The sequence below is a fragment of the Kitasatospora sp. NPDC086009 genome, from assembly GCF_044540385.1.
GTDB lineage: Bacteria > Actinomycetota > Actinomycetes > Streptomycetales > Streptomycetaceae > Kitasatospora.
This window is the reverse complement of record NZ_JBITSA010000013.1, coordinates 41,890-67,129: the sequence shown is the minus strand read 5'-3', so window position 1 is coordinate 67,129 and position 25,240 is coordinate 41,890. Positions and strand designations below refer to the sequence as shown.

General features: G+C 66.7%; 27 protein-coding genes and 3 tRNA genes. 28 read left to right on the top strand and 2 right to left on the bottom strand.

Features of this window, described 5'->3' with window-relative positions; translation table 11 throughout:
• Positions 1 to 307: 307 nt before the first annotated feature.
• The 5 genes from ACIF6L_RS26725 to ACIF6L_RS26705 all read left to right on the top strand — a co-directional run bounded on the left by ACIF6L_RS26725 (position 308) and on the right by ACIF6L_RS26705 (position 1,543).
• Positions 308 to 445 carry a hypothetical protein gene (locus ACIF6L_RS26725; protein WP_396490294.1) on the top strand — a complete coding sequence of 46 codons (138 nt, stop codon included), beginning with the start codon at positions 308 to 310 and terminating at the stop codon, positions 443 to 445.
• Between the two features lie 43 nt (positions 446 to 488).
• Positions 489 to 565: transfer RNA gene (locus ACIF6L_RS26720), tRNA-Leu, on the top strand.
• A 249-nt stretch (positions 566 to 814) separates the two neighbouring features.
• A tRNA-OTHER gene (locus ACIF6L_RS26715) sits at positions 815 to 882 on the top strand.
• A 225-nt stretch (positions 883 to 1,107) separates the two neighbouring features.
• Positions 1,108 to 1,179: transfer RNA gene (locus tag ACIF6L_RS26710), tRNA-Pro, on the top strand.
• Between the two features lie 28 nt (positions 1,180 to 1,207).
• Complete coding sequence (locus tag ACIF6L_RS26705; RefSeq protein ID WP_396490295.1) at positions 1,208 to 1,543, top strand: hypothetical protein; 336 nt, start codon at positions 1,208 to 1,210, stop codon at positions 1,541 to 1,543.
• A 63-nt stretch (positions 1,544 to 1,606) separates the two neighbouring features.
• On the opposite strand, the gene ACIF6L_RS26700 is transcribed toward ACIF6L_RS26705, so the two are convergent.
• Entirely contained in the window at positions 1,607 to 1,846 is a 240-nt protein-coding gene (locus ACIF6L_RS26700) for a hypothetical protein (protein WP_396490297.1), read from the bottom strand.
• 169 nt (positions 1,847 to 2,015) lie between these two features.
• On the bottom strand, positions 2,016 to 2,264 hold the full coding sequence (locus ACIF6L_RS26695) for a hypothetical protein (protein WP_396490415.1): 249 nt from the start codon (positions 2,262 to 2,264) through the stop codon (positions 2,016 to 2,018).
• Between ACIF6L_RS26695 and ACIF6L_RS26690 the strand changes: the two genes are divergently transcribed.
• The 23 genes from ACIF6L_RS26690 (at position 2,166) to ACIF6L_RS26580 (ending at position 25,182) form a co-directional block, all read left to right on the top strand.
• On the top strand, positions 2,166 to 2,612 hold the full coding sequence (locus tag ACIF6L_RS26690) for an HNH endonuclease (protein ID WP_396490410.1): 447 nt from the start codon (positions 2,166 to 2,168) through the stop codon (positions 2,610 to 2,612). The genes ACIF6L_RS26695 and ACIF6L_RS26690 overlap by 99 nt on opposite strands.
• On the top strand, positions 2,612 to 3,340 hold the full coding sequence (locus ACIF6L_RS26685) for a spherulation-specific family 4 protein (RefSeq protein WP_396490298.1): 729 nt from the start codon (positions 2,612 to 2,614) through the stop codon (positions 3,338 to 3,340). Before ACIF6L_RS26690 ends, ACIF6L_RS26685 begins: the two co-directional genes overlap by 1 nt.
• Before the next feature lie 17 nt (positions 3,341 to 3,357).
• Entirely contained in the window at positions 3,358 to 3,597 is a 240-nt protein-coding gene (locus ACIF6L_RS26680) for a hypothetical protein (protein WP_396490300.1), read from the top strand.
• 343 nt (positions 3,598 to 3,940) lie between these two features.
• A complete protein-coding gene (locus ACIF6L_RS26675) occupies positions 3,941 to 4,549 on the top strand; it encodes a bifunctional DNA primase/polymerase (protein ID WP_396490301.1) in 609 nt (202 codons plus the stop codon).
• Between the two features lie 648 nt (positions 4,550 to 5,197).
• Complete coding sequence (locus tag ACIF6L_RS26670; protein WP_396490303.1) at positions 5,198 to 5,587, top strand: hypothetical protein; 390 nt, start codon at positions 5,198 to 5,200, stop codon at positions 5,585 to 5,587.
• A 7-nt stretch (positions 5,588 to 5,594) separates the two neighbouring features.
• Positions 5,595 to 7,307 (top strand): terminase, encoded by a 1,713-nt coding sequence (locus tag ACIF6L_RS26665; RefSeq protein ID WP_396490304.1) that lies wholly within the window; start codon positions 5,595 to 5,597, stop codon positions 7,305 to 7,307.
• Positions 7,308 to 7,318: 11 nt separating this feature from the next.
• The gene (locus tag ACIF6L_RS26660; protein ID WP_396490305.1) at positions 7,319 to 8,773 is read left to right on the top strand and encodes a phage portal protein; all 1,455 of its coding nucleotides are present in this window, start codon (positions 7,319 to 7,321) and stop codon (positions 8,771 to 8,773) included.
• Positions 8,774 to 8,876: 103 nt separating this feature from the next.
• Entirely contained in the window at positions 8,877 to 9,578 is a 702-nt protein-coding gene (locus ACIF6L_RS26655; RefSeq protein WP_396490306.1) for a hypothetical protein, read from the top strand.
• Positions 9,579 to 9,626: 48 nt separating this feature from the next.
• The gene (locus ACIF6L_RS26650) at positions 9,627 to 10,166 is read left to right on the top strand and encodes a hypothetical protein (protein WP_396490307.1); all 540 of its coding nucleotides are present in this window, start codon (positions 9,627 to 9,629) and stop codon (positions 10,164 to 10,166) included.
• 18 nt (positions 10,167 to 10,184) lie between these two features.
• On the top strand, positions 10,185 to 10,583 hold the full coding sequence (locus tag ACIF6L_RS26645; protein ID WP_396490308.1) for a head decoration protein: 399 nt from the start codon (positions 10,185 to 10,187) through the stop codon (positions 10,581 to 10,583).
• 13 nt (positions 10,584 to 10,596) lie between these two features.
• Positions 10,597 to 11,619: a major capsid protein gene (locus ACIF6L_RS26640; RefSeq protein ID WP_396490309.1), complete on the top strand. Its 1,023-nt coding sequence runs from the start codon at positions 10,597 to 10,599 to the stop codon at positions 11,617 to 11,619.
• Positions 11,620 to 11,859: 240 nt separating this feature from the next.
• A complete protein-coding gene (locus ACIF6L_RS26635; protein ID WP_396490310.1) occupies positions 11,860 to 12,243 on the top strand; it encodes a hypothetical protein in 384 nt (127 codons plus the stop codon).
• The gene (locus ACIF6L_RS26630) at positions 12,231 to 12,581 is read left to right on the top strand and encodes a hypothetical protein (RefSeq protein WP_396490311.1); all 351 of its coding nucleotides are present in this window, start codon (positions 12,231 to 12,233) and stop codon (positions 12,579 to 12,581) included. The genes ACIF6L_RS26635 and ACIF6L_RS26630 overlap by 13 nt, the downstream gene beginning before the upstream one ends.
• Complete coding sequence (locus tag ACIF6L_RS26625) at positions 12,581 to 12,931, top strand: hypothetical protein (protein ID WP_396490312.1); 351 nt, start codon at positions 12,581 to 12,583, stop codon at positions 12,929 to 12,931. Before ACIF6L_RS26630 ends, ACIF6L_RS26625 begins: the two co-directional genes overlap by 1 nt.
• 4 nt (positions 12,932 to 12,935) lie before the next feature.
• Positions 12,936 to 13,307: a hypothetical protein gene (locus ACIF6L_RS26620; RefSeq protein ID WP_396490313.1), complete on the top strand. Its 372-nt coding sequence runs from the start codon at positions 12,936 to 12,938 to the stop codon at positions 13,305 to 13,307.
• A 60-nt stretch (positions 13,308 to 13,367) separates the two neighbouring features.
• Positions 13,368 to 13,952: a phage tail protein gene (locus ACIF6L_RS26615; RefSeq protein WP_396490314.1), complete on the top strand. Its 585-nt coding sequence runs from the start codon at positions 13,368 to 13,370 to the stop codon at positions 13,950 to 13,952.
• 86 nt (positions 13,953 to 14,038) lie between these two features.
• Positions 14,039 to 14,359 carry a hypothetical protein gene (locus ACIF6L_RS26610; RefSeq protein ID WP_396490315.1) on the top strand — a complete coding sequence of 107 codons (321 nt, stop codon included), beginning with the start codon at positions 14,039 to 14,041 and terminating at the stop codon, positions 14,357 to 14,359.
• Positions 14,360 to 14,759: 400 nt separating this feature from the next.
• Positions 14,760 to 19,253 (top strand): transglycosylase SLT domain-containing protein, encoded by a 4,494-nt coding sequence (locus ACIF6L_RS26605; RefSeq protein WP_396490317.1) that lies wholly within the window; start codon positions 14,760 to 14,762, stop codon positions 19,251 to 19,253.
• Between the two features lie 2 nt (positions 19,254 to 19,255).
• Positions 19,256 to 21,475 (top strand): hypothetical protein, encoded by a 2,220-nt coding sequence (locus ACIF6L_RS26600; protein ID WP_396490319.1) that lies wholly within the window; start codon positions 19,256 to 19,258, stop codon positions 21,473 to 21,475.
• Positions 21,475 to 22,587: a DUF5047 domain-containing protein gene (locus ACIF6L_RS26595; RefSeq protein ID WP_396490320.1), complete on the top strand. Its 1,113-nt coding sequence runs from the start codon at positions 21,475 to 21,477 to the stop codon at positions 22,585 to 22,587. Before ACIF6L_RS26600 ends, ACIF6L_RS26595 begins: the two co-directional genes overlap by 1 nt.
• Before the next feature lie 274 nt (positions 22,588 to 22,861).
• Positions 22,862 to 23,518 (top strand): hypothetical protein, encoded by a 657-nt coding sequence (locus ACIF6L_RS26590; protein ID WP_396490321.1) that lies wholly within the window; start codon positions 22,862 to 22,864, stop codon positions 23,516 to 23,518.
• 69 nt (positions 23,519 to 23,587) lie between these two features.
• Positions 23,588 to 24,895 (top strand): peptidoglycan-binding protein, encoded by a 1,308-nt coding sequence (locus ACIF6L_RS26585; RefSeq protein WP_396490322.1) that lies wholly within the window; start codon positions 23,588 to 23,590, stop codon positions 24,893 to 24,895.
• Positions 24,892 to 25,182, top strand: coding sequence for a hypothetical protein (locus ACIF6L_RS26580; RefSeq protein ID WP_396490324.1), 291 nt, complete (start codon positions 24,892 to 24,894; stop codon positions 25,180 to 25,182). The genes ACIF6L_RS26585 and ACIF6L_RS26580 overlap by 4 nt, the downstream gene beginning before the upstream one ends.
• Positions 25,183 to 25,240 lie beyond the last annotated feature (58 nt).

Below are 25,240 nucleotides of genomic sequence, written 5' to 3'. Positions count from 1 at the left end.
GCGCCTGACGTGGTTCGACTCCACGGCACAGCACGAGCCGGAGCGCGCACGGAGACGGAGGCGGACCCTGCGGGGTTGCGCACGGAGACGGAGGCGGACCGGCTGTAGGTCTCTTCGGCTAACGGTAAGCCGCCCGGATGCGCGGCCCTCACGGGCAGGCGGTTGGGTAACCCCGGTTCGACTCCGGGCGGGATCACGTGGTGGTCGTCCAGCGGGCACGGAGCCAGCGAGGGACTTGCGTTTCTCGTCATTGTTCCACTATGCTTGCGCCTTGCCAGGCGAGTAGCCATGGTCATATGGTTCTGCCATGACTCAACTTGTCGACCCTGCAACCGTCTTCGTCGGCCTCATCACCGCCCTGGTGATTGCCGGCCGGCGCGACGACCAGACGGGCCTGTACGCCCGTCGCGTACTCGCTCTGATCTTCGGAGGACGAGGCGCCTGAACTTGATCTGAAGCCCCGGCCCGCGTGGTCGGGGCTTTCGCATGCCGCAGTAGCCCAACTGGCAGAGGCGCCCGGCTCAGACCCGGGAGGTTGGGGGTTCGAATCCCTCGTGCGGTACCACGCCGGCTTGTGGCCGGTTGCTGACGTTGGCCTTGCTGACGTCAGGACAGAGTGGCATAGCGTAGCCCGTTCGATTCGGGCGTACCCCTGGCGGGGCGGCGGGGTTCGAATCCCCCTTGACCATGGCGGGCCAACAGGGCGGCAGCCCGACGCATCCGGGTTCGACTCCCGGACTGTCAACTCGCAGGTGTAGCTCAGCGGTAGAGCTGCGGGCCAGGTTGGGTGGCGGAGGTTCGAGTCCTTCCGCTTCAGGGCGTAGCTCAGCGGCAGAGCGCCCACCACGGCCCGCGCGCGGAGGTTCGAGTCCTCTCGCCTGTGCAACGGGGTCGATAGCTCAGCAGGGCAGAGCGCCGGCAGTAGGCAGCTATCGCGGGTTCGAATCCCGCCGACTCCACAGAGCGGCTGCGGCCTCTACCCCATCGGACCGACCGGGGCATGCTGCACCGCGACCACCTGGGCGACGAGGTGGGCCAGGCGGTGACGTCGGCAGGAATCGGCGCGCACCCGCTCCACGGCTGGTCGGTCCGGCCGGCGGGTGGCTACTGGTCGTAGCTCAGCGGCAGAGCCCCCGGTTTGGGACCGGGCGGCCGGGGGTTCGAGTCCCTCCGACCAGACCCTTTCGACTACGCTCCTGGAGGCACCATGGCACGCGGCACGATCAACGTCACCACGTCCGACAAGGCTGGCACTGTCGTTCCGGCTCCGACGGTCGGCGACCCGACGAACGGCCACACGATTGTCAACGACGGCCGCGTGATGCTGCTCGTGGAGAACTCCGGCAGCACCGTCGCCCGCACTGTCACGCTCCAGATGTCCAAGGCGGTCGACGGCGTGATGCTGACCGGTACCCGGACCGTCTCCCTGGCGGTCGGCGTGACGAAGTTGCTCGGTCCCTACCCGACCGCGGACTACGGCCCGGCGCTGCTGGTTGACGTCGACAATGCTGAGCTGAAGATCCGGGCGATTCGTTCCGCCTGACACACCAACTGCCAAGCCCCGCCCGGTAATCCGGAGCGGGGCCGCTTGCGTTGTGGAGGACTGCTAGAGGGTCGGACGGCCGGGCCCGATGTCCACCAGGTCCCCGTCTTCGGGCCAGCCTTCGATCACCGCCGAGTAGGGGTTGAACCGCTCGACGTTGAACGTGGGCCGGGCGCCGTCGACGCTTGCTGAGCGGAGAAGGGCCTGGACGTCGCTGACCTTCGACGTGACGAGGGTGCGACGTACGTTGTTGGAGTCCACGATCAGCAGCAGTGCATACGCCGGGCGGTACGGAATACGCATCCGAGCGATGAGCTCACGGTAGTGGGGTGTGACGCCCACCTTCCAGATCTCTGCGCGGTGCATGGCTCCGCTCAGTACACCGAGAGCGACGCCGTCTTCACTGGGTGACATACAACGCACGCTAGTCAGCTTCACCAGCCAGCGGAGGAGGTTCGGACGAAATCACCCGTCAGGTCTTCAACTCCACAGCCCGGAACGTCGCCTCTACCCAGCGTTCAAATCCCTGTCCGCCGTGGTGCTGGTTTTCCAGCTTGTAGCCGGCCGCTTCGATTCGCTGGAGCGCGAGGGACAGACGCCGGCCGTCGTCCCCAGGCATGAGGTGGATCTTTCGGACGTAGACCGTCCGACCCGCTTTGTACGCCTTCGCTGCCGCGGGATCGATGGGCGGCAGGGGCTTCCTCTTCGTGAACGGCCACATGGTCCGCGAGCGTACTCGACGCGTCCGCTGGAGGGCAGTCCTTTGGCCTGGACGACGAGCACCCGGCGCGAGCGACTGCCCGCGAACTGGCCCCGCATCCGGCGCCGTATCCTCCACCGTGACGGGCACGCCTGCACGGCGACGTTCTCCGACGGACGACGCTGCGGCATGCCGGCCACGGACGTGGACCACATCATCCCGGGCGACGATCACTCTGACGCGAACCTTCGGGCTCTGTGCGGGTGGTGTCACGCCCAGAAGTCCGCCAGTGAAGGCGGCACGGCAGCTGCGTCCCGCGCTGTCCGGACCACGCGCCCGAAGGCGCCTCATCCTGCGCTGGAGGACTGATGACGCTGACGACCATGGGCGCCGGCATCCCGATGTACGTGCACCCTGGAATCGACTCCCGAAGCTGGGCCGCGCTGATGGTTGCGGACCAGCCCGTAGCGTGGGCCGTGCTGAATCAGGACTCGGGCCCGGGGACGACGGAGGACAGCGTCCTCTACGACGCAGCGAGAGTCGTGAAGGCGGCCGGGACCACGCACATGTGCGGGTACATCAATTACGCGTATGGTGCCAGGCCCGGCACCGACTTCACCATCTTCGCTGACGCGGACACCTGGATAGCCCGGGGCATCGACTGCTTCTTCCTGGACCAGGTCCCTCCGGCACAGGCTGACGTCCAGGCCGTAGGCGTGACTATCGCCGGCCTTCGAAAGAGGGGGGCGAAGTTCATTGTCCTCAACTACGGGACGCTCCCGCACCCGGAGCACATCGACTTGGCGGACGTGGCCGTTACCTTCGAAGGCGACATGACCACATACCGCGGACTGGTGACCCCAGAGTGGACGCGGGACTTCGCGCCTGAGCGCTTCGCCCACCTTGTGTACGAGGCGAACCAGAACGATGCGCGTGAGGCCGTGGCCCTGGCCCGTGGTATGGGCGTGCACAACGTCTTCGCCACGGATGGGACCTTCGCCTCAGGCAACCCGTGGTCTGGACTGCCCCTGTACTGGAGTACCGAGGCACGTACACTGACGAGCTTCCCCACTCGTCCCGCCCCCGGCCGGCCGTAGTGGCCAAGGGTGCGCGGGTGGAGATCGTGGAGGCTGACCACGAGGGCGAAGGCCTAGTGCCTACCCTCGTGCGGGTCAACGGCGTGGACGTCGGGCGACTGGCTGAGCCACCGACGGTGCGCGCTGGCGGAGACGACGAGCCTACGACGGTGACGCTGACGCTGCTGCCCAGCGAGGTCGTGATCAAGGGTGAGCCCAAGGGCGCGAGGCCTCAGCTACGCAAGCAGCCGTTCGGATTCAAGGCGCCGAAGCCTTGACGGCATGCCATAGCTCATGCTAGGTCCCAAGGTGGGCTTGACATCACGTCTCAGGCATGCTAGCCACATGATCCAATAGCGTACCCCAGGGGGGTACCCCTTCGCGGCCGCCTTGAGAACCGTAAGAGTGCTGGGTCTCCCTGTCTGTACGGGTCTGGGGAGGTGGCGCAAGGACGCCACAGGCGCCCCGTGGGCGGCTGAACAGGGCTCAGCTGGGGTGCTGGAGACCCCCGATCGGCAGGCGAGCGTACAGCGCTTCGCTTGCGGAAGTGCGGCCGGGGTCCACTACATATGTGCAGGTCAGAGCTTGTTTTACCGTTACCGCGCCCGCTAGAATGGACCCATGAACACACCGGAATGCGCGTACTGCGGGGAGCACCTGAGGGCTCGTCACTCGCACCGCGCCCGGTTCTGCTCTGGACGCTGCCGGGTAGCCGCGCACCGCGCTGCGAAGCGTGCCGCGGAAGCGATGCCCACCCTGCCTGACGAGCTGACGACGTCCCCGCGGTGGATCCGCCATAGCTCCACGAAGGTCCCGCTCACGGCCGCCGGCATGGCAGCGTCGAGCACGGACCCGAAGATGTGGAGCACGTACACCGACGCTGCTGCCTCCAGGGCCGGCGTTGGTCTCGGCTTCGTCCTGAACGGGGACGGGGTCGTGTGCATCGACCTGGACCACTGCATCCGTCCTGACGGCTCGCTGGAGCCGTGGGCAGCAGCCATCGTGGCGGACGCGGGCACCACCTACGTAGAGGTGTCTCCGTCCGGCGATGGGCTGCATATCTGGGGCCGAGCTGACGTCCGACAGGGACGACGCATCCGGCGCCCGGACGGTACGGCCGTAGAGGTCTACGGAACCGGCCGCTACATCACCGTGACGGGCCGCCGACATGGCGACAGCCCGTCCACGCTTGGCGAATTGTCTGCGCTGGTCGCAGTCCTGACGCGTTAGGGCTTCCTGCGGAACAGGTCGCTTAGCGCGTCCAGGATCACGCCCAACGAGGTGATGGCCTTGGCGATTGCGCGGCTGACCGGGGGGATTGCGTGCGCTGCACGCTCCACAGCTACGGCCACAATGGCGACGCTACCGGCAAGCGTCGCGGCAGTTGAAGCAAGGTTTTCCATTGGCCTTCCAACTTCCCGTAAGGGGTGGACGGGCCGAGTAGGGCATGCTTCGGCCCGACCACAGATGTGTGGTCGAAGCCGAGAGCTACCCCCAATGGTCAGCCTGCGCGGCCTTGTTGCAGGCCGGGCAAGCGGATCCGCGTCTCTCTGGCGGTGTTGCAATAGGTGGAGCGCCGGAGTCTGTACCGGCATCGCATATCACTGACGAACTACTGTCCCTGGTCGGCAATCGGGGATGCCGCCTGAGTTAGCTTGCCCCGTCGCGTGGCGTCAGGGCTTCCCTCCCTGCCGTGATCGGCGGGGAGTAACTGTTCCCTCACTGTAGGCGGATGTTCCGCGCGGGTGCAAACCTCCAGCTGAGAAGCCGAATTGACCGTGTACCCGTCCCTGGAAGGGAGTGCCGATGGCCGGCCGAGGACCAGCCCCGAAGGACCCGAGCAAGCGCCGTCGGCGCAACGTCGGTGACCCCGAGACCGTGATCACCCCTGACGACGAGATGCGCGGCCCGGAGCTGCCGGAGGGCGTCTTGGGGCACGAGGAAGACGGCACACCCGTCCAGTGGCACGCCATGACTCAGCTCTGGTGGGATAGCTGGAGAACGTCGGCACAGGCTCAGACCTTTGTGGCGACGGATTGGCTCTTCCTGATTGACACCGCCCTGATGCACCACACGATGTGGGCGAAGGGCCGATGGGAATTCGCCTCTGAGGTCCGTCTCAGGGCCGCAAAATTCGGCGCTACGCCCGAGGATCGCGCCCGGCTGAAGCTGAAGGTCGACGACCCCGCAACAGCGCCTCAGCGGCCCGCCCAGCTGCCCGGAAACGTCGCTGACATATCGTCCCGCCGCTCCCGTCTGACCGCATAGGAGAACCGTGCCGCGCGCCATTGTGCGCGCCCCCGGTCACGATCGCAGCGCCTCCCTTGGATGGCTGGCGCTTGCGTGGATGGAGTTCTTCGTCCGGCATGGCCCTGGTGACGTCCAGGGCGAGCCCATTCACCACGGCGACGAGTACAGCGGGTTCGTAGCGGACTGCTACGCCGTTGACGGCGCCGGCAGGCTTCTGTATGACAGCGCATTCTTCTCCCGCCCCAAAGGCTGTGACAAGTCCGGCCTTGGCGCGCGAATAGGCCTCTTCGAAGCATTTGGCCCCGCCCGCTTTCTGGACTGGGCGGAGGGCGGAGAGGTCTACGAAGACCCTTGGGGCCTTGGATTCCGCTACGTCTACGAGGCCGGCGAGCCGATGGGCCAGCCTGTCAGGGTTCCTTATCTCCGCATCATGGCGACGGAGGAAGGCCAGACGGGCAATGTCTTCGACACGATCTACTTCAATCTGACTGATGAGGCGTCGCCCCTTTCCCTGATTCCTGGTGTTGACGTCGGGATCACCCGGATCAACCTGCCTGACGGCGGGGAGATCATGCCTTCTACCGCGTCGTCCAGCTCCAAGGATGGCGGTAAGGAGACATGGGTCTGTTTCGACGAGACTCACCTTTACAACACCCCTGAGCTTCGACGGATGTACGCGACCGTCACGCGAAACCTTCGCAAGCGCAAAAAGGGTGCGCAGACGTGGTATCTCGAAACGACCACCATGTTTGCGCCCGGTCAAGACTCCGTAGCTGAGAAAACCTATGAAGAGGCCGAAGCAATCCGCGAGGGTCGCAAGAAGCGCGGCCGTTCACGCCTGCTCTACGACCACCGATACGGTGAGTGCAAGGATCTGAAGGACGAGGACGCTCTTCGCGCCGCTCTCATTGACGCCTATGGCGACGCAATGGAGTGGATCGATCTGGATTCCCTCGTTGACGACTTCTACGACACGCGAAATGACAGCGCGGACGGTCGGCGCTACTTTCTCAATTCCCGCACCGTCTCTTCTGATGCGTGGATGGACCCTGACGCGTGGGCACTCTGCCGCAAGGCAGAGGAACTGGCCCCCGCGGATCTCGTCACGCTTGGCTTTGACGGTTCGATTCGTGACGACGCGACGGCTCTCGTAGCCTGCCGCGTTTGGGACGGTCACCTTCAGGTGCTCGGCGTCTGGGAGAAGCCTGAAGGTCCTGAGGGCGAAGGCTGGCAGGTCCCCCGCGAGGAAGTTGACGCAGCTGTGTCGCTGGCTTTCAGCCGCTACGAGATCTGCGGTTTCTACTGCGACCCACCTCACTGGCAGGACTACGTAGACCGGTGGACGGCGGACTTCGGTACCGACCTCCGCGTGAGAGCTACGCAGGCCCGCCCGATGGAGTGGTGGACTAACCGCCCGACAGTCATGGAGCAGGCTCTTAACCGGTTCCGCGAAGCCGTGGAGGACAAGGGCCTTTCATACGCCGCCGCGCTGAACACCGACGATACCGAAGGTAATCCGGCGTTCCGGCTAGGCGCTACTTTGACGCGCCACGTGCTGAATGCGCGACGCCGGCTGATGGGCCGAAACGCGCTGGGCATCGGCAAGGAACACGCCAAGAGCCCGAAGAAGATCGATGCCGCAATGGCCGCGTGCCTCGCCTATGAAGCCCGCGCGGACGCCGTCGCGCTTGGCATCACGAAGCGGAAGAAGAAGACCGGCCGGCTCGTCGCATTCTGAAAGGGGGCCGCATGGCCATTGATGCAAGTGTGCCACAGTCCCCCGGATGGTGGCTGGCGCGTCTGGGAAACCGAATACTCAACGAGGCTGACGATCTGGAGTTGCTGTGGCGCTACGCTACCGGTGATCCGCCCATTCCCGACGTGCCGGGTATCGCTCCGGGTGACGCTCGCGAGTGGATGAAGCTGGCCCGTGCTAACTGGGCTGGGCTGGTTATCGACGCGCCCGCAGAGCGGATGGGTGTTGACGGCTTCCGATTCGGCGCGGACAACGGCAAGGCCGCTGACCAGGACGCCAATCGCATTTGGCAAGAGAACCACCTGGACGCCGACGCGGACCTGATTCACTATGGCGCCCTCTCGCAGCGACGATCCTTTGCTCTCGTTGAGAAGGGCCCTGACGGCCGGCCGCGGATCACCCACGAGACTCCGCGTCAGTTCGCCGTGGAGTACGAGCCAGGTAGCCGACGCCGACTAGCAGCCGCGCTGAAACTCTGGCGGGACGACTGGACCAACACGACCAGGGCAACGCTTTGGCTGCCAGACCGGATTCACTACTTCTCCACTCGCCGAGAGAATCCAGCGTTCGCGCTACTGAGAAGCGAGCTGCGTGCATGGGAGCCTATGTCGCTCCCGAACGCCAGCGACGGCACCGCGCCTAATCTCTTTGGGCAGGTGCCGGCGGTGGACTTCACTAACCGCCGCAATCGCTGCCTGACCGGAATGGCGGAGCATGAGGACATCCTGCCGATTCAGGACCGGATCAACCTCTCGTTGATCAACTTGATCGCGGCAATGCGGTACGGCGCTTTCCGCCAGAGGACTGCCGCCGGCCTGGAGGTCGACGAGGATCCCGTTACGGGAAAGAAGATTCAGCCGTTCACGTTGGATATCAAATCCCTGTGGACGACCGATAACCCTGACGTCAAATTCGGTGAATTCGCCGCGACGGACCTCGTTCCATACGTCAAGGCTGTCGAATCCGCAGTTCAGGACCTTGCAGCGATCTCGCGCACGCCGCCGCATTACCTGCTGGGCCAGGTGGTCAACGTTTCCGGAGACGCCCTTAAGGCCGCCGAAACGGGCCTGGTGAGCAAGGTCCGGGACCGTCAGCGCAACTACGGCGAGAGCTGGGAGCAGGTCATGCGCCTGGCTTTCCTCGCGCTGGGCGACGATGCACGGGCGAGGACCTACGACGCGGAGACGCTGTGGCGCGACCCTGAGTCCCGCTCGCTGGCGGAACTAGCTGACGCGGCAGTGAAGTTGGACGCTGCTGGTGTCCCCTGGCGTGCTCGGATGGAGCGCCTTGGGTACACCCCGCAGGAGATCGACCGCATGGAGGTCGACCGCGCGCAGGATGCTCTTCTGGCCCCTACGCCGCCGGACCCGACGCCTCTTCGGGCAGTTCAGCCCGCGCAGGACGAGCGGGCGGTGATCGGCCGTGGCGACATCGCGCCGGCAGCCTGATCCGGGCCCCCGGTACAACGCGGCAGTCTCGGCGACGTGGGCCAGTGTGCTCGGTAAGCTGGCTGGTCAGTGGACCGGGCTCGGATCCTGGCGAGACAGCGACGTGAGCCGTTTCCAGCGTCGTGCGCTCCCGATCCTGGAAGCCGGACAGCGGAACATCGCGAGCTTGACGGCCTCCTACCTGGAGCAGCTGCACCGTGAGGTACTGGGGGAGGCCTCTCCACGGGTCGCTCTCGACCTGGACGAGGTTACCGGGGCAGCGATCCGAGGGGGTGTTGACCCCGCAGACGTCTACCGCCGGCCTTTCAAGGTCGTGTGGAAGGCGCTGGCGGAGGACGACGTCCCTTTCGACATCGCGAGGGATAGAGGCGCCGCCCGGCTGGAGACCCTGGCGAAGACAGACCTTCAGCTAGCGCGAACCCACACAGTTCGGCTCGTCACCGAGCAGCAGCCGGCCGTGAAGTACGTCATGCGAGAGCTGCGCGGAGAGTTCGACTGCGCGCTTTGCCTCATCGCCTCCACGCAGCGCTACCGCAAAGAGGACCTGCTGCCGATCCACCCCGGGTGCGACTGCGGGGTGAAGATCATCCGCGCCGACTATGACCCCGGTCAGGTGGTCGACGCGGAGCGCCTGGAGGCGATTCACGACGCGGTAGAGGCCGCGCTGGGAAAGTCCGCCAGGGACGCCCGTGCGGTCGACTACCGCAAGATCATCATTGCGAATCATCACGGCGAGATCGGCCCTGTCTTGGGCTTCAAGGGCCAGCGCTTCACCGGTCCTGACGACATCCGCATCCCTTCCTGAGCCCGCCATGGGCGCCCAACCACCAATCCCGACAGGGGAGTTACCGCCATGTCTGAGACCCCGCCCGCCGTCAACGAACACGGCTACCCGGACGCTACTCCGGTTGCTGAGATGGAGACGGCACATCAGGTGGCGTACTGGAAGCACCACGCCCGCAAGCACGAGGCGGCCGTCAAGGCCGGCCCCGACGCTGCCGAGCTGGAGCGTCTGCGCGCGGCTGACGCTGAGCTGGCCACGCGCAAGGCTGCCGAGCTGTCCGAGACGGACCGGCTGAAGGCGGAGAAGGAGACCGCGGAAGCGGCTGCTGCTCAGGCCAAGGCCGATGCGGAGGCCGCGACCCGCCGCGTACTGCTGCTGGAGGTAGCGGGCGCGAAGGGGTTGACCCCCGAACAGGCCGGGCGACTCCAGGGTGCCACCCGCGAGGAGCTGGAGGCCGACGCAGACGCGCTCCGGGCGGCATTCGGTGGCGGCTCCACGAGCGGTACGCCCGCACCGCCAAGTGGCGGCCCCCGGGGCGGCAACGTCGGCCCCTCGACCACCGTCCAGTCAGGGGCGGATCTCTACCGGCAGCGCAATCCGCGCCCGTAACGACACCACGGAGGACACGTGGACCTCAGCATCATTTCCGAGAGCTTCAGCCAGGACCGTCGGGATTGGCTCGGTAGCCAGCATGGTACCGACGCTCCGAAGTCGGTCACGGTCGATCTCTCGAAGGGCTTCGTCTCCGGGACCCACTACCCCGGCGGCTACCTGAAGTCGGGCCTCCCGCTCGGCAAGGTAACTGCCACCGGCAAGTACGGCCTGTACGACGACGCAGCCAGCGACGGACGGCAGACCCTCGTGGGCTTTCTGTTCACCCCGATTGACGTTCGCAAGAACAGCACTGCCACGGCAGCGCTCGGCGCGAGCATCCTTTTCCACTGCTTCATCGCGGAGGCCAAGCTGCCCGTCGCCGTGGACGCAAACGGCAAGGCGGACGTCGCCGGCCGCATCTTCTTCATCTGAGAGGGGTTGCTAGATGCAGCTCATTACCGAGTACGGCTCTCCGGCCGTGCTGACTGGCTATGTGCGCGAAGCCCTCGCGGACCGGCCGGGCAATGCTTTTAGCCTCTCGCGCTGGCTGCCTGATCGCACGATCAACGACATTTCGTTCCAGCTCTCTCGCGGAGGCGGTGGCCTGACGGAGGCGGCCGGCTACCGCAACTGGGACGCGGAGTCGGACATTGCCACCGCGCCCGGCTCCAGCCGGATCACTGGCGAACTGCCACCCATCAGCCGTAAGAAGCCTGTCGGCGAGTACGAGCGGATCCGTCGGCGCGGTGTCGCTGCGGATCAGGCCGCAGAGATTCAGAACGCGATGCTGTCGGACGGCGTGGTCCTGGGCCGACAGATCGAAGCGCGTGTCGAGATCGCCCGCGCGCAGGCGCTCTTCGAAGGCCGCGTCGTTCTCCAGGAAAACGGCCTTGTGGGCATCACCGCGGACTACGGCCGGAACGCCGCGCACAACGTCACCGCGACGAAGGTGTGGTCGGACCCGACCGCCGACATCATCGCGGACACCTCCGCGTGGCTGGAGGTCTACAGCGACACCAACGGTGACCGGCCGACCTACACCCTGATGTCGCTCAAGATTTACAACTGGCTGCGACGTAACAATCAGCTCCGCGCCCTTTCCACCACCGGCGCGACTGCCCCAAGCGTCCTGACGTCCAGCACCCTGGACGCACTGCTCGCGGACTACGGCATCCCTCAGCCCGTGATCTACGATGCGAAGTACAGCGTCGCTGGTACGGCCACGCGGGTCACTCCTGAGGACAAGATCTGTTTCCTGCCAGCAGAGGGCGACGCGGTCGGCCAGACCCTCTGGGGCGTCCCGGTGGAGGGCGACGACCCCCGGTACGGCCTGGCTGGCTCTGAGGCCGGCATCGCCGTCGGTGCGTACAAGACGGAGGATCCTCAGACCGTTTGGACCCGCGCGACTGCGATCGTTCTGCCAGTCGCGGCTGACCCGGACCGAACCTTCGTCGCGGACGTCCTCTGATGGCGGCGCGGCTGAGCACGTATGTACACGTCCAGGACGTGACCGGCCGGGCCGTGGTGCTCGGCCCGGAGGACGAGGTTCCCGCGTGGGCGGTCGCGCTGATCGTCAACCCGAAGGCCTGGGCGGAGCCACCGGAGTCGGAGCCAGAGCCAGGGCCAGAGCCGGAGCCAGAGCCAGCCGCCGTACCCGTCAAGGCGCCGGCCAAGCGGGCAGCTCCACGAGCCCGAAAGGCGACCGCTGGTGGTTCTGTTCACGGCAGCTGAGCTGTCCGTCTTCCTCCAGGGCCGTGTCGTGTCGGATGACACCTACGCCCTGATCCACGAGCTGACCCTAGACGCCATCATGGTGGAGGTCGGCGCCCGGCTGGCGGATCCGCCGCAGGTGGGAATCAAGAGCGCCGCACTCGCCGTTGCGGGGCGGGCCCTGACGAACCCTGGCGGCCTCCGGTCCGCATCAGCTGGCGCTGTAGCCGAGACGTACCGGGACGGGCAGGACGGCATCACGCTGACGGCTGCGGAGTTGCGTCGGGTGCGCCGGGCAGTGGGCATGGCATCCGGTGCCGGCATGCTCGACATCGGCCCTGCGGACCCGCCCCCGCACATCGTTCTGCGGTGCCCGCTGTGATCGGCCTCTATATGGCCGACACGGTGACCCGCGTTCGTCCCGGTCCGCCGACGCAGGACGCGTACGGCAACGACGTGCCGGGCCCGCCAACTGAGCTGGAGGTCAGCAGAGTTGCCGTCCTTCCGCCCACCGGCCAGGCCGCGCCGAGCATCGAGCAGACCGATGGACGCGATCAAGTGGTAGTCGTCCGCGTACTCTTCGCGCCGGCTGGTACCGACCTGCGGGCGACGGATCAGATTCGGCACCGGGGGACGCTGTACGAGGTCCACGGACAGCCGTCTGAGTACCCGGGCCCGCTGGCCCACATCGAGGCCAACTTGAAGGCGGTGAGCGGCTGATGGCGAGTACCTACACCGGTCGCTACAACGGCATAGGCAACCTTCTCCGGAGCGCTGGAGTTCAGCGGGCCACCATCCAGGCCGCCGAGCGGGTGAGGCGGGCCGCCGAGTTCCTGTCCCCTGTCGGCAACCCAGGGGAAGACCCGCACCCGGGGCAGTACCGGGCGTCGTTCGTCGTGGTTCCGGTGACGAAGAACGTCCCGTTCCGCGGGAAGTCGCGCACACGAGCAGCTGCACGGCTGATGAACGTCTCTGGTCACGCTCGCGCCGTGGAGTACGGCAACGGCAAGGTCCAGAGGTACGCCGTGCTGCGCACCGCACTTGACGCCGCGCGGGTGACCGATGGCTGAGCCCGTGGACGTGGAGAAGGTGATCACGCGCTGGCTCGCCGAGCACTTCGACGTGCGCACCTGTACGGAGTTGCCGACTGAGCTGGAGACGCTTCTCCCTGTCGTCCAGGTGGCGACGATCGGGGGCGCGGAGCAGCGCTTCACCGGCCGGCCCCGAGTCGATGTGGACGTGTACGCCTCCACCTACGAGGCAGCTCGTCAGCTGGCTCTGCGGATCCGGGATGGCCTGAAGTTCTGGCGCGGCCCCGCTGATCCAGGCGCGGTTGTGACGGGCTCGCGCATTGACGCCAGCCCATGGAGCCGGCCTTACGCGAATCCTGCGCTGCGTCGCGTCGGCCTGACAGTAACGATCTCCCTTCACCCGGCTGCCCACTGACCAACTGACCTCCGCCCCGTGAGTCGACTCACGGGGCTTTCGCATGCCCGGGGAGGGCGCGTGACTGACACTCGAAATGCCGATCTGACTTTCGGCGCAACTGATTTCATCGCCTACATGGCGCCTCGCGATACGGCGGCCCCGGTGGGCTTTGCCGACCCTTCCGCGGCGTGGCTTTGCCTCGGCTGGATTACCACGGCCGGCGGTACGTTCGCGATTAGCGACGAGAAGAAGGACATCACGGCCGCGGGCTCGCTGGAGCCCATCCGAACCCTGATGACTCGCAGCACGAAGACGATGAAGGCGGTTTATCAGGAAGCGCTGAACCCGGCAATTAGGGCGCTGTACGATAACGTCCCGATTTCGACCCTGGAGCCGACCGCCGGAATCGTCAGCTACGACCTTCCGGATAAGCCGGACGACCTGCGGTACGCATTCGTCTTCGACTCGATCGATGGGTCGAAGCGGAACCGCTTCTACATGCCTTCCGGCATGGTGACGGAGCGCGGTGACGAGCAGGCTCAGACCGAGGACGTATGGCCGGTCGAGCTGACGTTCACGTTCTACAAGGGCGCGGGTAATTCCCCGGCCGTCCGCCGGTCGATCGATTACGGCGGCATCGACGTGAGCGGCTTCTTCTCCTGATCCAGCGGGGCCCGTATCTGCGCGGGTCCGGGCCCCGCTTCAACTCAAGACCCGCGCACCACACAGACTTTAGGAGACCCGCGCGCATGACTGACATCACCCCTGACGTGGCCCAGGAGATCGAGGCGACCGCTGAGTATGTCGCGGTGGAGCTGGACGGGGAGGAGCTGCGAGTCCGCCCGGTCGGAAAGTGGCGGCCGTCGTACATCCGCGCCCTTCGGGCTGGCGATTTCGACGGGTGGGCCGCTCTGGCGCTCCACCCTGATGATGTCCAGACTTTCATCGACGTGGACGCGACGCTTGACGAGCTGGGCGACTTCACGGCCCGCGCCATGTCGGCGACGGGGGAGGCCCCGGGAAAGTCGCCGGCACGCTCGCGATCCTCGCGGACTACGCGGAAGCGCTAGAGGCCGATCTAGCCTGGCGAGGAATTGACGTCCTGGACGTCTATCGGGGCCGGCTGTCTCTGCGGAAGCTGCGGGTGCTCATCGAGCATTTGCCACCCGACAGTGCGGTGAAAACCGCAATGCGGAATGCGCTCACCGAAGAGCAGCGCGAGCAGGCAGCGCAAGGCGCTCGCCCCGACTTGGCCCCGTGGACGGGGACGGAATTGCTGCTCGCATCGCTACTGGACGCCGTCCGAATGCAGACGGCCGTAGCGGTCGCTGCTGCCGGCGGAAAGCCGCATACCCCGGATCCAACTCCGCGCCCAGGAATTCCGCCCAAGAGCACCACGAGCCGTCGCCTGACGGATGAGCAGCGCCGCGTGCTTGACCCGCGGTTGAGAAACCAGCCCCGGGAGGCGTAGTGGCAGTGGACATCGTCGGTCAGGCCGGCGTCGACATCATCCCTATCCTGCCGACATTCCACGAGAAGCTGAAGGCCGCGATCATCCCGATCGCTGACCGTGTCGGCCTTCAGGCCGGGCGTGTTCTCGGTGAGCGGATGGGGGAGGCGCTTCGGGTCGGCGTGGCCGGTGCTGGTGAAGGCGTCGGCCGGACGCTGGGCCAGGAGATCGCAGCCGCCATGCAGCGCCGCATTGCGGCCGCAGTTTCTGATGCCGTGCGGGAGGGCGGCCGACGTGCGACCCCCTCCGCTGCCCGCGAGGGCGAGCAGACCGGCGGGGCGTTCGCGCGGTCACTGAAGGCGCGGCTTGAGGCGGCCTACCGGGCGATGCCCAAGCTGGACGTCCAGTTGTCGACGTCGCGTGCTGACGCGGACCTCGCCTATCTCCGCGCCCGGATCGAGCAGCTAGCCGGCAAGCGGGTGGGCATCGACGTCTCGGTGGCCGACGCTTCGGCGGAGATTGCGCACCTGGACGAGCAGCTCCGCCGCCTAGGGGCCGCCCACCCGAACCCTGCCGTTCGCGTTGACACGGCCACGGCCCGCGCCGCTCTTGCAGAGGTGCAGGCGGAGATCCAGGCGATTGACGCCCGCGATCCGCGGGTGCGGGTCCACGTCGATACCTCCGGCGCCCTGTCGTCCGTGCTCGTGCTGAGCTTGCAGCTGGCTACGCTCGCGCTAACCCCCGCGTTCCCCATTCTGACGGCCGGCGTCGGCGCCTTCACGGCTGCACTTACTGCCTCGCTCGCCGGGCTAGGTGCCTTCGCACTAGCGGGTATCCCCGCAGTGATGGGCGTCGCGAAGGCGATGGAAGCGCAAAAGGCCGCGCAGGAACAGGCGACGTCTGCGACTACGGCCGGCGCGAATGCCGACGTCACGGCGCAGCAGCGCGCGCTGTCTCTCGCAGGGGCGCAGCAGTCGCTAGCGTCCGCCAAGCGGAGCGCAGCTCAGCAGACAGAGAGCGCGAACCGCCAGATTGCACAGGCGGAACAGGCGCTCACTGACGCTGTCGCACAGGCGCAGGACGCGCAGCAGCGATCGGTGCGTGAGGTAGCGGACGCTGTGGCGCAGGCCGCCGACGCGCAGGAACAGGCAATGCGTCGCGTCGAGGACGCTGGGCAGTCTCTTGCGGACGCGCAGCGCACGGAACTGCAAGCGCAGGACGCGCTGACGCAGGCAAGGAAGACAGCGGCGCAGCAGCTCGAAGATCTGCAGTCGCGACTGTCGAACGGGGCGCTCGACGAGCGGGCGGCTGCTCTGCGCGTCACGAAGGCGGAGCAAGACCTTCAGGCCGTGCGTTTGGCTGGCGCAGCAGCAACGAAGTTGCAGCGAGACGAAGCACAGCTCAGCTATGACCAGGCGCTACAGGCGCAGCGCGACCAGCGCGCAACGTATGCGCGTCTGCAACAGGACGCGAAGGCCGCGACTGACGCAGGCGTTGACGGCGCTGACGTTGTAGTCCAGGCAGAGGATCGTGTAGCGCAGGCTAGGCAGCGCACCGCGGAACAGGCGCAGGCTCTCGCAGACGCGCAGACCTCCGCAGCGAAGAGCGCAGCCAAGTCAGCGCAGCAGGTTGCGGATGCTCAGGCCTCCGCAGCGAAGAGCGCTGCAACGTCGGCCCGTTCCGTCGCCGATGCACAGGACCGGGTGGCGGAGGCACAGAAGGCGGCCGCTACTGCTGCCCAGAATGCCGCTGAGGCAGTCGTCTCCGCGCAGCGCGGTGTGCAGCAGGCGATGCTGTCGACGGAGAAGTCCGCCGGCACGGCCGTCACTGCCGCAGACAAGTACGACGAGGCGCTTCGCAAGTTGAGCCCCTCGGCGCGGCAGCTCTTCGACGCGATCGCCGGCCCACACGGGCTGAAGGTCGCGTTCCGCGAATGGTCGGACTCCGTGGCACCGGACGTCCTCCCGATCTTCGTGCGCGGGGTGGACGCGGCGAAGGGGACGCTTCCCGGGCTGACGCCGCTGGCTCGGTCGGCTGCGCGCGCTATCGGCAGCCTGATGGACACGGCGTCGGCCGAACTCAAGTCCCCTTTCTGGCTCGGCTTCAAGGCCGATATCCGCGACACGGCCGAGCCCGCGATTATCGGGCTGGGGAAGACGTTCGGGAACATCCTCAAGGGCATGGCGGGAATCGTCGACGGATTCCTACCGCACATGGACGCGATCACGTCCAGGCTCGTTGGTTCCACGGGTCGGTTCGCCGCTTGGGGTGCCGGCCTTAAGAGCAACCCGGAATTCGAGAAGTTCTTGGACAACGTCGCCCGGATGGCGCCGCCGCTGGCTGAAGCGCTCAAGGCGATGGCGAGCGCTTTTGTCGACGTCAGCCACGCGCTAGGGCCGCTCTCTGGTCCGGTGCTTGAAGGTCTGACAGCCTTCTCTCACGTCGTGTCCAAACTGGCCACCGACTACCCGTGGCTGATCCAGGCGATTTGGCTCGGAATTGCCGCATTCAAGGTTATGCGCCTTGTGGGCATCGCTGCTGCTGCCGGCGTCTGGCTGTACAACGTGGCTGCTGCCGAAGCTACGGCAGAGACGACCGCGTGGGGTGTTGCGGCCCAGGCAACCGGCATTGTCCCACTGATCGAACTGATCGTAGTGGCCATTGCTGCGCTGGTTATCGGCGTCATCTACGCGTATAACCACTGGGGATGGTTCCGGACGGCTGTCGTGGCCACCTGGGACGCAATCAAGGTTGCGGCCCTGTTCGTCTGGGGAAACGTCCTCAAGCCTGCTTTTGAAGGCATTTGGATATCCCTCCAGGCCGTCGGCCTTACAGCAATGTGGCTTTGGGAGAATGCGATTGGCCCGGCCTTCCAGTTCATTTGGGAGGCGGCGAAGGTGCTGTTCGCGATCGTCGTGACGGTCGTAATCGGCCCGATGCTTATCGCGTTCAACCTTCTGAGTGCGCTCGTTATGTGGTTGTGGCGGGACATCTTCCAGCCGTCGTTCGAGGGTATTGCGACGGTAGCCACGTGGCTGTGGAGGAACATCCTATCACCATACATCGACGCGTGGATAGCGATCTTCAAGGCACTCGGTGAACTCGGCCTGTGGCTCTGGAGGAACGTCCTCCAGCCCGCGTTCGAGGGCATCGGAACGGCTGCTACGTGGCTGTGGAAGAATGCGATTAAGCCCGCATTCGACGGCATCGCAACTGCTGCTGGCTGGCTTTGGGAGAATGCGCTCAAGCCGGCCTTTGAAGCGATCAAGTCCGCCCTAACGCCGGTGGCCGAAGCCTTCGGCAAGGCGAAAGACCTGATCGGCGAAGCCTGGGGCAAGCTGATGGACATCACGAAGAAGCCTGTCAACTTCGTGATCCAATCTGTCTACACCGACGGAATCAAGGCCGTATGGGACAAGGTGGCCGATTTTGTCCACCTGCCGAAGCTGCCCGATGCGCCTAAGCTCCTCGCTGCCGGTGGCACCGTCGGAAATGGCTGGGGCCCCGCAGTTCCGATGGTTACCAATCGTCCGACGGCAATCGTGGGGGAGGGTAATCCAAATTTCCCCGAGTATGTCATTCCGACGGATCCTAAGTACCGTGCACGGGCTCTCGCTCTGCACTCCGCGGCTGGTTCTCAGCTCATGGCCGATGGCGGCATTATCGGCTCGATCTGGGGCGGCATCAAGGGCGCAGCGGGACAGGCATGGGACTGGGCGAAGGACGGGGCCGACTTCCTGACGAACCCAGCCAAAATCTGGGAGACGCTGACAAAGCCGGTTCGCGACCTCTTCAGTCAGATCGGTGACTCCCCGATGGCGAAGACAGTCACCGGGATCCCGGAGAAGGTAATCACCAGCCTTAAGGACAAGGTCGTCAACTTCCTCGGGGGAGGATCCTCCTCAACTCCGGCAGGGAATGGCGGCGCCGGTGTTCAGCAGTGGGCGCCGATCGTGCTTCAGGCGCTCACCATGCTGGGGCAGCCGGCCTCATGGCTGGACACCGTACTCCGGCGAATGAATCAGGAATCCGGCGGTAACCCGAATATCGTCAACAACTGGGATACAAATGCGGCTGCGGGAACTCCGTCGGTCGGCCTTATGCAGGTCATCGGCCCGACGTTCCGCGCGTACGCTGACCAGTTCCGCGACGTTGGCCCGTTTAGTTTCGGGACGTCGACCAACCCACTCGCGAACGTCTACGCAGGTCTGAACTACGCGGTTCACCGTTACGGCTCGCTATCAGCGCTCAACCGTCCTGGCGGATATGACGACGGCGGGTATCTCCCTACAGGAACGAGCCTCGTCTACAACCACACGGGGCGGCCGGAGCCGGTTTTTACGACCGGCCAGTGGGACGCGATCAGAAATGGTGGACTTCACGGCTCCGGGGATATCTCCCTGGAGGCGCACGTCTACGTCGGTGATCGAGAGATCACGGACATTGTGCGGGTCGAAGTGACCCGGGCGGAGACGGCCACGGCAAACGCTCTGACGATTGGGAGGCGGATCTAACAGTGAGCGTCAGCACGAATCTCCTGTCAGCAGCCGTCTCCGACGTCGAATCGGGTACGTCAGGCTGGTCTGTCGGCACGAACACCACGCTGGCCTCAGGAACGCGGGGCTACACCGGCTCTGCGTCCCTGAAGCTGACGGCCACCGCGACGGGCACCGTGTCCGCCACGACGGTCACTCGCGTGGCTGTGACGGCAGGCACGGTCTACACCGCGTACGGGTACGCCGCGTTGGAGACTGCTGCCGCCGGTCGGTCGGTGAACGTCTTCATCGGCTGGTACAGCGCGGCGACGGGCGGTTCCCCGCTGTCCTACTCGACGTCGCCGAACACGACGCTGGCAAACACGACAGCCTTCCAGACGCCGCCCCCGATCCTGGTCGCCACGGCTCCGGCCGGCGCCACGTACGCCGTGGTGGGCGTCAACGTCATGGGGCTGACAACAGGGCAGTCGGCCTTGTTCGACGCCGTGGCGCTGGGGCCTCCGGCGCTGATCTCCGGCAACCTGATGGCCTATGCCGCACAGGGCGTGGAGCAGGACGCCACGGCGTGGAGCGCGCTAGCCGGCGTCACGGTGGCTCGCTCGTCCACGGCCGCCCAGGAGGGCTGGTGGAGCCTGCTGGCAACGTCCACGGTCTCCACCGGGACATCCGACGTGGGCACTACGGCCGTACCCGTCACGGTTGGCGCGGAGTACCTGGCGTATGCCTGGGTGAACCCGACGCCGGCCGGACGGACGGTGACGGCGGAACTCCGCTGGCAGGACGCGTCATCCGCCACACTCAGCACCTCCGCGGTGTCGTGGACGAGCCTGCCAGCCGCCACCTGGACGCGCTGCTCGGTGACGGGCAAGGCGCCCACAGGCGCAACGAAGGCTCAGCTTGTCATCCGAGCCGCACCGTCCGCCTCCGGGCAGACCTGGCTGCTCGACCAGGCGGCCGTTCTGCTGGCGACGAATGAGGCCGGCAACCTGCTCGACTACGGCAGGTACTCCATGGAGGCCGGCGTCTCCGGCTGGACGGTGTCCGGCGGGACGCTGGCGCCTTCCACGGCACAGGCCACGGAGGGCACCACATCTGCCGCGCTGACAACCACGGGCACTCTCGATGCCGTGGTTACTCTGACGACTCCGGTGGCCGTTACGGCGGGTCAGGCGTACACCGTGAGGCCGTTCGTCCGAGCTCCAGCCGGTGGCGGGAGCTACGTCGTTCGCATGGCCTGGCTGGACGCCGGCGGACAGGTGATCCGGCAGACGTCGACCACATGGACGGCGACCGCGAGCACCTGGACGTCGTCCTCCACGGTCGACCTGGCGCCGGTGGGCGCCGTGACGCTTCGTCCGTCCGTCGTGCGGAGCGGAAGCACGGCAGGCGAGGTCTGGTACCTGGACAAGATCCTCATCACTGCCGGCGGCCTGGCCGCATGGGCCGCTCCGACGCCAGCAGGCTACGGCGCTGCCGTGCACCTTCAGGGGCTCACCACGGGGGGCCGGACCCGATGGGGCCTCTGGAGGACGGGCCCGGATGGAGCACAGACGCCCGTCCGTGGGTACGGCGGCGACCTGGCGGCGGAGACAACCACTGGTGCGGTAACGGTAGTTGAGGACTACGAGGCGCCTTTGGATGTCCCGGTGACGTACTACGTCAAGGCCTGGACGCCTCCAGGCACAGACACGGTGACCTACACCTCCGCGCCCGTGACCGTCGCTCACCCCAGTGAGCTGGGCGTGGTGCTGAAGGACCCGTCGATCCCGTCGCGCAACCTCGTCGCCACCGTGGTGACCGTCCCTACGTGGCAGCGCCAGGCCCGACAGGGCGTGCACAACGTGCGCAAGCGGGTGCGGCCCGTGATCCTCACCGACGTACGCGCGTCCCGCACAGGAACTCTCGTGCTGAGCACGCAGACCGATGCCGAGCGTGCTGCCGTCTGGTGGCTGCTGGAGTCCGGACACACGCTGCTTGCGCAGTGGCCGGCCTCGTGGGGCCTGGAGGACATCTACGTACAGGTCGGGGACGCGGAGGAAGGCCGTCTCAGCGAGTACGCCCCTCAGCCCGACCGGGAATGGACGCTCGCGCTGACGGAGGTAGACCGCCCGATCGGCGGCCTGATCGGCTCCGCCGGCCGTACCTGGCAGACCGTCAAGGATGGATATGCGACGTGGGGCGACGTGCTGTCCCACTACAAGACGTGGCTGGGCGTGCTCACCGGAGTGGAGGGAACCTGATGTACACCGTGAGTCCCGCCTTCATGGCGGCTCTCTCCACGTCTCACCAGGTCGTCACCCGAGTGGATGCGTATCTCGGTGGCGTCCTTACCGTGGCGGATCTGCCTCACACGGGTGGGTCCGTCACGGTCGACCGCGGGAGCAAGGTCCGCCGCTCACTGTCCCTGACGCTCGCGGATCCGGCTTACCTGCCGTGGGATGTGTCGGATCCGCTGGCCGTCTACGGGCAGCAGCTTGCAGTGTCGCGGGGAATCCAATTCCCTGATGGGTCGGTGGAGTTGGCGCCGCTTGGCCTTTTCCGCGTCGATGAGCCGTCCGGCGACGTCGACATGGGGCCGGTCACGGTGTCAGGGAAGAGCAGCGAGGCGATCATCCAAGACGCGCGCTTCCTGGCCCCGTGGTCGACGGCCGACGCATCATCGACCGTCGGTGCGATCACCGACCTGATTCACGACGTGATCCCGACAGCCACCGTCGTCAATCTGACTGCCGGCGGCCGGGACCAGGCGTGCGCCACGGTGGTGTGGGACGCACAGGCTGACCGGTGGGACGCTGTCACGCAGCTTGCGACAAGCATGCGCGCAGAGGTCTACGTGGACGTGTCGGACCGGTTCGTTCTTGTGGACGTGCCGGATCTCTCGGCTGCACTGCCAGTGTGGGACGTGGCGGAGGGCCCGACTGGAACCCTGATTGCGGCGGGCCGAACGATGTCGCGCGCCGGGGTCTACAACGCAGTGATCGCCAGCGGCGAGAGCACCGCATCAGGGATCCCGCCCGTCTCCGGCTCCGCGTACGACACCGACCCCGCCAGCCCAACGCGCTGGGGCGGCCCGTACGGCAAGGTGCCCCGTTTCTACTCCTCCGGCCTGCTGACGACGAGCGCGGATTGCGACGCGGTGGCCGCGACGCTGCTGCGCGACGCCCTCGCGCCGAACGTGCAGACCTCCATCTCCAGCCTGCCGAACCCGGCACTGGAGGCCGGGGACTGTCTGCGGCTGACCTACGCCGGGGGACGGCGGGACCTCGTTCTAGCGCAGGCTTTCAGCGTACCTCTCGACGTCGACGGGGACTTCGCCATAACGCTCCGCGGCAGCAAGGAAGACACCTCATGAGTGCTCTCGCAGACGCCATACAGCGAGCCCTGGAGTCCGCTGTCGCGCAGGGGCCGACGTGGATGCTCGCGAGCGTCACGGCCGTTGGAACCGGTGTGGTGACGATCTCCACCGCTACCGGCCCTATCGCTGACGTACGGCACCTGAAGAGCTACGCGCCCACCGTCGGAGACACCGTCATGGCCACACGGAACGCCACTGGCAGTTGGCTCGTGGTGGACGCCCTTGCCTAGCCAACAACCGACGAGCCCGCATCTGGCGGGGAGGGGGCCGCATGCCCGGAACTGACGCCTTTCAGCAGAACATCCCGTACCCGGTACTGGGCGACGCACCGAACGCGGAAGCGGGGCTCTCAACCCTGGTCAATGGCATTGTCGGCCAGACCGTCATGCGCTTCGCCAGCGCTACGGCCCGCTCGGCGGCCCTGCCCACACCCGTGGCCGGCATGACGGTCTGGCTGGCCGCGGAGGCGCGGCTGGAGATCTACGACGGGGCCGCGTGGAGGACGTACACACCGGCCGGCGCCTGGACCACGTACACCCCGACGTGGACCGCTGACTCCGTGAACCCAACGCTCGGAGTGGGCGGCATCCTGACGAGCCGCTACGTCAAGGACGGCCGCCGGGTGACGTGGATTGGATACCTGAGGTGTGGCCCGCTGACGAACGGTGGGAGCGGCTTCTGGTACATGTCCCTGCCTGTGCCGGCAGCCACCCTGACTATGCCGGTGCGAGGACCCGCGAGCTACGTACGGCCGGGCAGCAACGAGTACCTGGGCACCTGCGTGTTGAGCGCGGGCGGGACGAAGGTTGGGTTTGTGACGCAGCAGCTCATGAGCGCCTACACCACCAACGTGGGCGACAGCACCCCCGTTGCCACCGCAGACACCAACGAGTTGTCCTGGTCGATCAGTTACGAGTCCGCCAGCTGACCCAACCTGCACCACGCAGCCCCCGCCGTCTGGCGCAGGGGCTTTCTTTATGCCCTGAGGAGGGTCTGTATGTCGACGTCCCCCGCCGCGATCATCGCGGTCGCGCTCCCTGAAGTCGGTTACCACGAAGGTCGAAACCCGAACGGCAGCTGGAACAACCGCGAGAAGTACGCGGCAGAGGTTCCTGGACAGGCATGGGTGTCGAACGACGGCGAACCGTGGTGCGCCACTTTCGTATCCTGGCTCGCGCTGAAGTCCGGCAACGCCGACGTCTACCCCAACACGGCCTCGTGCTCCACTGGCGTCGCGTGGTTCCGTGCGCGGGGTCGCTTCTCGGACTATCCCAGCGTGGGTGCGCAGGTCTTCTTCGGACCCGGCGGTGGCTCGCACACGGGGCTCGTGATCGACTTCGATGACACCACGATCACCACCGTTGAGGGCAACACCAACAACAACGGTAGCGCGGAGGGTGACGGCGTCTACCGCAAGACCCGCCGTCGCCGGGACGCGTACACCTACGGCTACGGCCACCCCGACTTCGCGCACGGTCCGCGACGGGCGGTGGAGGCGAAGTGGGTAATCGGTGACGCGCCCGCCTCGGCCCCAGCGACGAAGAGCGTCGTCGTCAAGGCCGGCCAGACCCTCGCGGGTATCGCGGCTGCTGCGGGTGTCGCGCTGAGCGTGATCCTGGGACTGAACCCGGGCGTAGCAAGCCACCCCGACGTGATCAAGCCTGGCGACGTCATCACTGTGCCGGCTGTCCCTGGGGAGACCCCGACGGCGCCGACCGTTCCGACGCCCGCGCCGACTCCAGTGCCGGCCCCGCAGCCGACGAATCCAGCCCCGACGTCGGCCTTCCCTGGCGCCGACAAGTTCGGTCCGGGCGCGAGCAACGCCTACGTCACTCGGCTCGGGGAGATGCTGATCAAGCGGGGCGCCGGACGCTTCTACTCCGTCGGTGCCGGCCCGTCGTGGGGCAGCGCTGATCGGGCAGCTGTCGCGTCCTTCCAGGCCGCACAGGGCTGGAGCGGGGCGGACGCGGACGGCATCCCGGGGCCGACGACATGGAGCTACCTCGTGAACGGCCAGGGCAAGAGCATCCCGGCCGCCTCAACGTCGAAGCCAGCCCCGGCCGCCCCGCCGGCCTTCCCCGGTGACCGGTACTTCCACGCTGGCGCGTCGAACCGCTACGTCACGCAGCTGGGCCAGGCCCTCGTCCGCCACGGCTACGGCGCGTACTACAAGCAGGGCCCGGGCCCGACCTGGACTGAGGCCGACCGTCGGGCCACCGCTGCTTTCCAGCGCGCTCAGGGCTGGCGCGGCAATGACGCGGACGGTTACCCGGGCCCGGAGACGTGGAAGCGGCTGATGCGATGAGCCCAGAGATCATCATCGCGGCTATCAGTGCGGCCGGTGTCGTGGGAGCAGCCACGGTGCCGGCCGTTCTCGGCCTTCGTCGCGCCCGTGGGGCAGCACAGGAGGAGGGGGCCGCCACGCGAGAGAGTGTGGCAGTGCTCGGTGCGGGACTGGCCGCTCAGCTGGCGGCCGTGCGTGACGAGCTACGCTCCGACGTCGCAGAGCTACGCGAGGATGTCACGGACGTCCGTGCCTGGCAGGCCGGCCACGACGCCGAACACCTGCTCATGCGCCGGCCCGAAAACTGAGCCGAAGGGCAAACAGAATCGCCGATCCGCACAGTAATCCCCTGCGAGACGTCTCACC

Bases quoted from the DNA above. Each gene is read 5' to 3' on its own strand.
- ACIF6L_RS26660 (WP_396490305.1), top strand. From the start codon at position 7,319: ATGGCCATTGATGCAAGTGTGCCACAGTCCCCCGGATGGTGGCTGGCG.
- ACIF6L_RS26695 (WP_396490415.1), bottom strand. From the start codon at position 2,264: ATGTGGCCGTTCACGAAGAGGAAGCCCCTGCCGCCCATCGATCCCGCG.
- ACIF6L_RS26705 (WP_396490295.1), top strand. From the start codon at position 1,208: ATGGCACGCGGCACGATCAACGTCACCACGTCCGACAAGGCTGGCACT.
- ACIF6L_RS26580 (WP_396490324.1), top strand. From the start codon at position 24,892: ATGAGCCCAGAGATCATCATCGCGGCTATCAGTGCGGCCGGTGTCGTG.
- ACIF6L_RS26700 (WP_396490297.1), bottom strand. From the start codon at position 1,846: ATGCGTATTCCGTACCGCCCGGCGTATGCACTGCTGCTGATCGTGGAC.
- ACIF6L_RS26590 (WP_396490321.1), top strand. From the start codon at position 22,862: ATGCCCGGAACTGACGCCTTTCAGCAGAACATCCCGTACCCGGTACTG.
- ACIF6L_RS26625 (WP_396490312.1), top strand. From the start codon at position 12,581: ATGGCGAGTACCTACACCGGTCGCTACAACGGCATAGGCAACCTTCTC.
- ACIF6L_RS26650 (WP_396490307.1), top strand. From the start codon at position 9,627: ATGTCTGAGACCCCGCCCGCCGTCAACGAACACGGCTACCCGGACGCT.
- ACIF6L_RS26675 (WP_396490301.1), top strand. From the start codon at position 3,941: ATGAACACACCGGAATGCGCGTACTGCGGGGAGCACCTGAGGGCTCGT.
- ACIF6L_RS26585 (WP_396490322.1), top strand. From the start codon at position 23,588: ATGTCGACGTCCCCCGCCGCGATCATCGCGGTCGCGCTCCCTGAAGTC.
- ACIF6L_RS26610 (WP_396490315.1), top strand. From the start codon at position 14,039: ATGACTGACATCACCCCTGACGTGGCCCAGGAGATCGAGGCGACCGCT.
- ACIF6L_RS26640 (WP_396490309.1), top strand. From the start codon at position 10,597: ATGCAGCTCATTACCGAGTACGGCTCTCCGGCCGTGCTGACTGGCTAT.
- ACIF6L_RS26725 (WP_396490294.1), top strand. From the start codon at position 308: ATGACTCAACTTGTCGACCCTGCAACCGTCTTCGTCGGCCTCATCACC.
- ACIF6L_RS26685 (WP_396490298.1), top strand. From the start codon at position 2,612: ATGACGCTGACGACCATGGGCGCCGGCATCCCGATGTACGTGCACCCT.
- ACIF6L_RS26595 (WP_396490320.1), top strand. From the start codon at position 21,475: ATGTACACCGTGAGTCCCGCCTTCATGGCGGCTCTCTCCACGTCTCAC.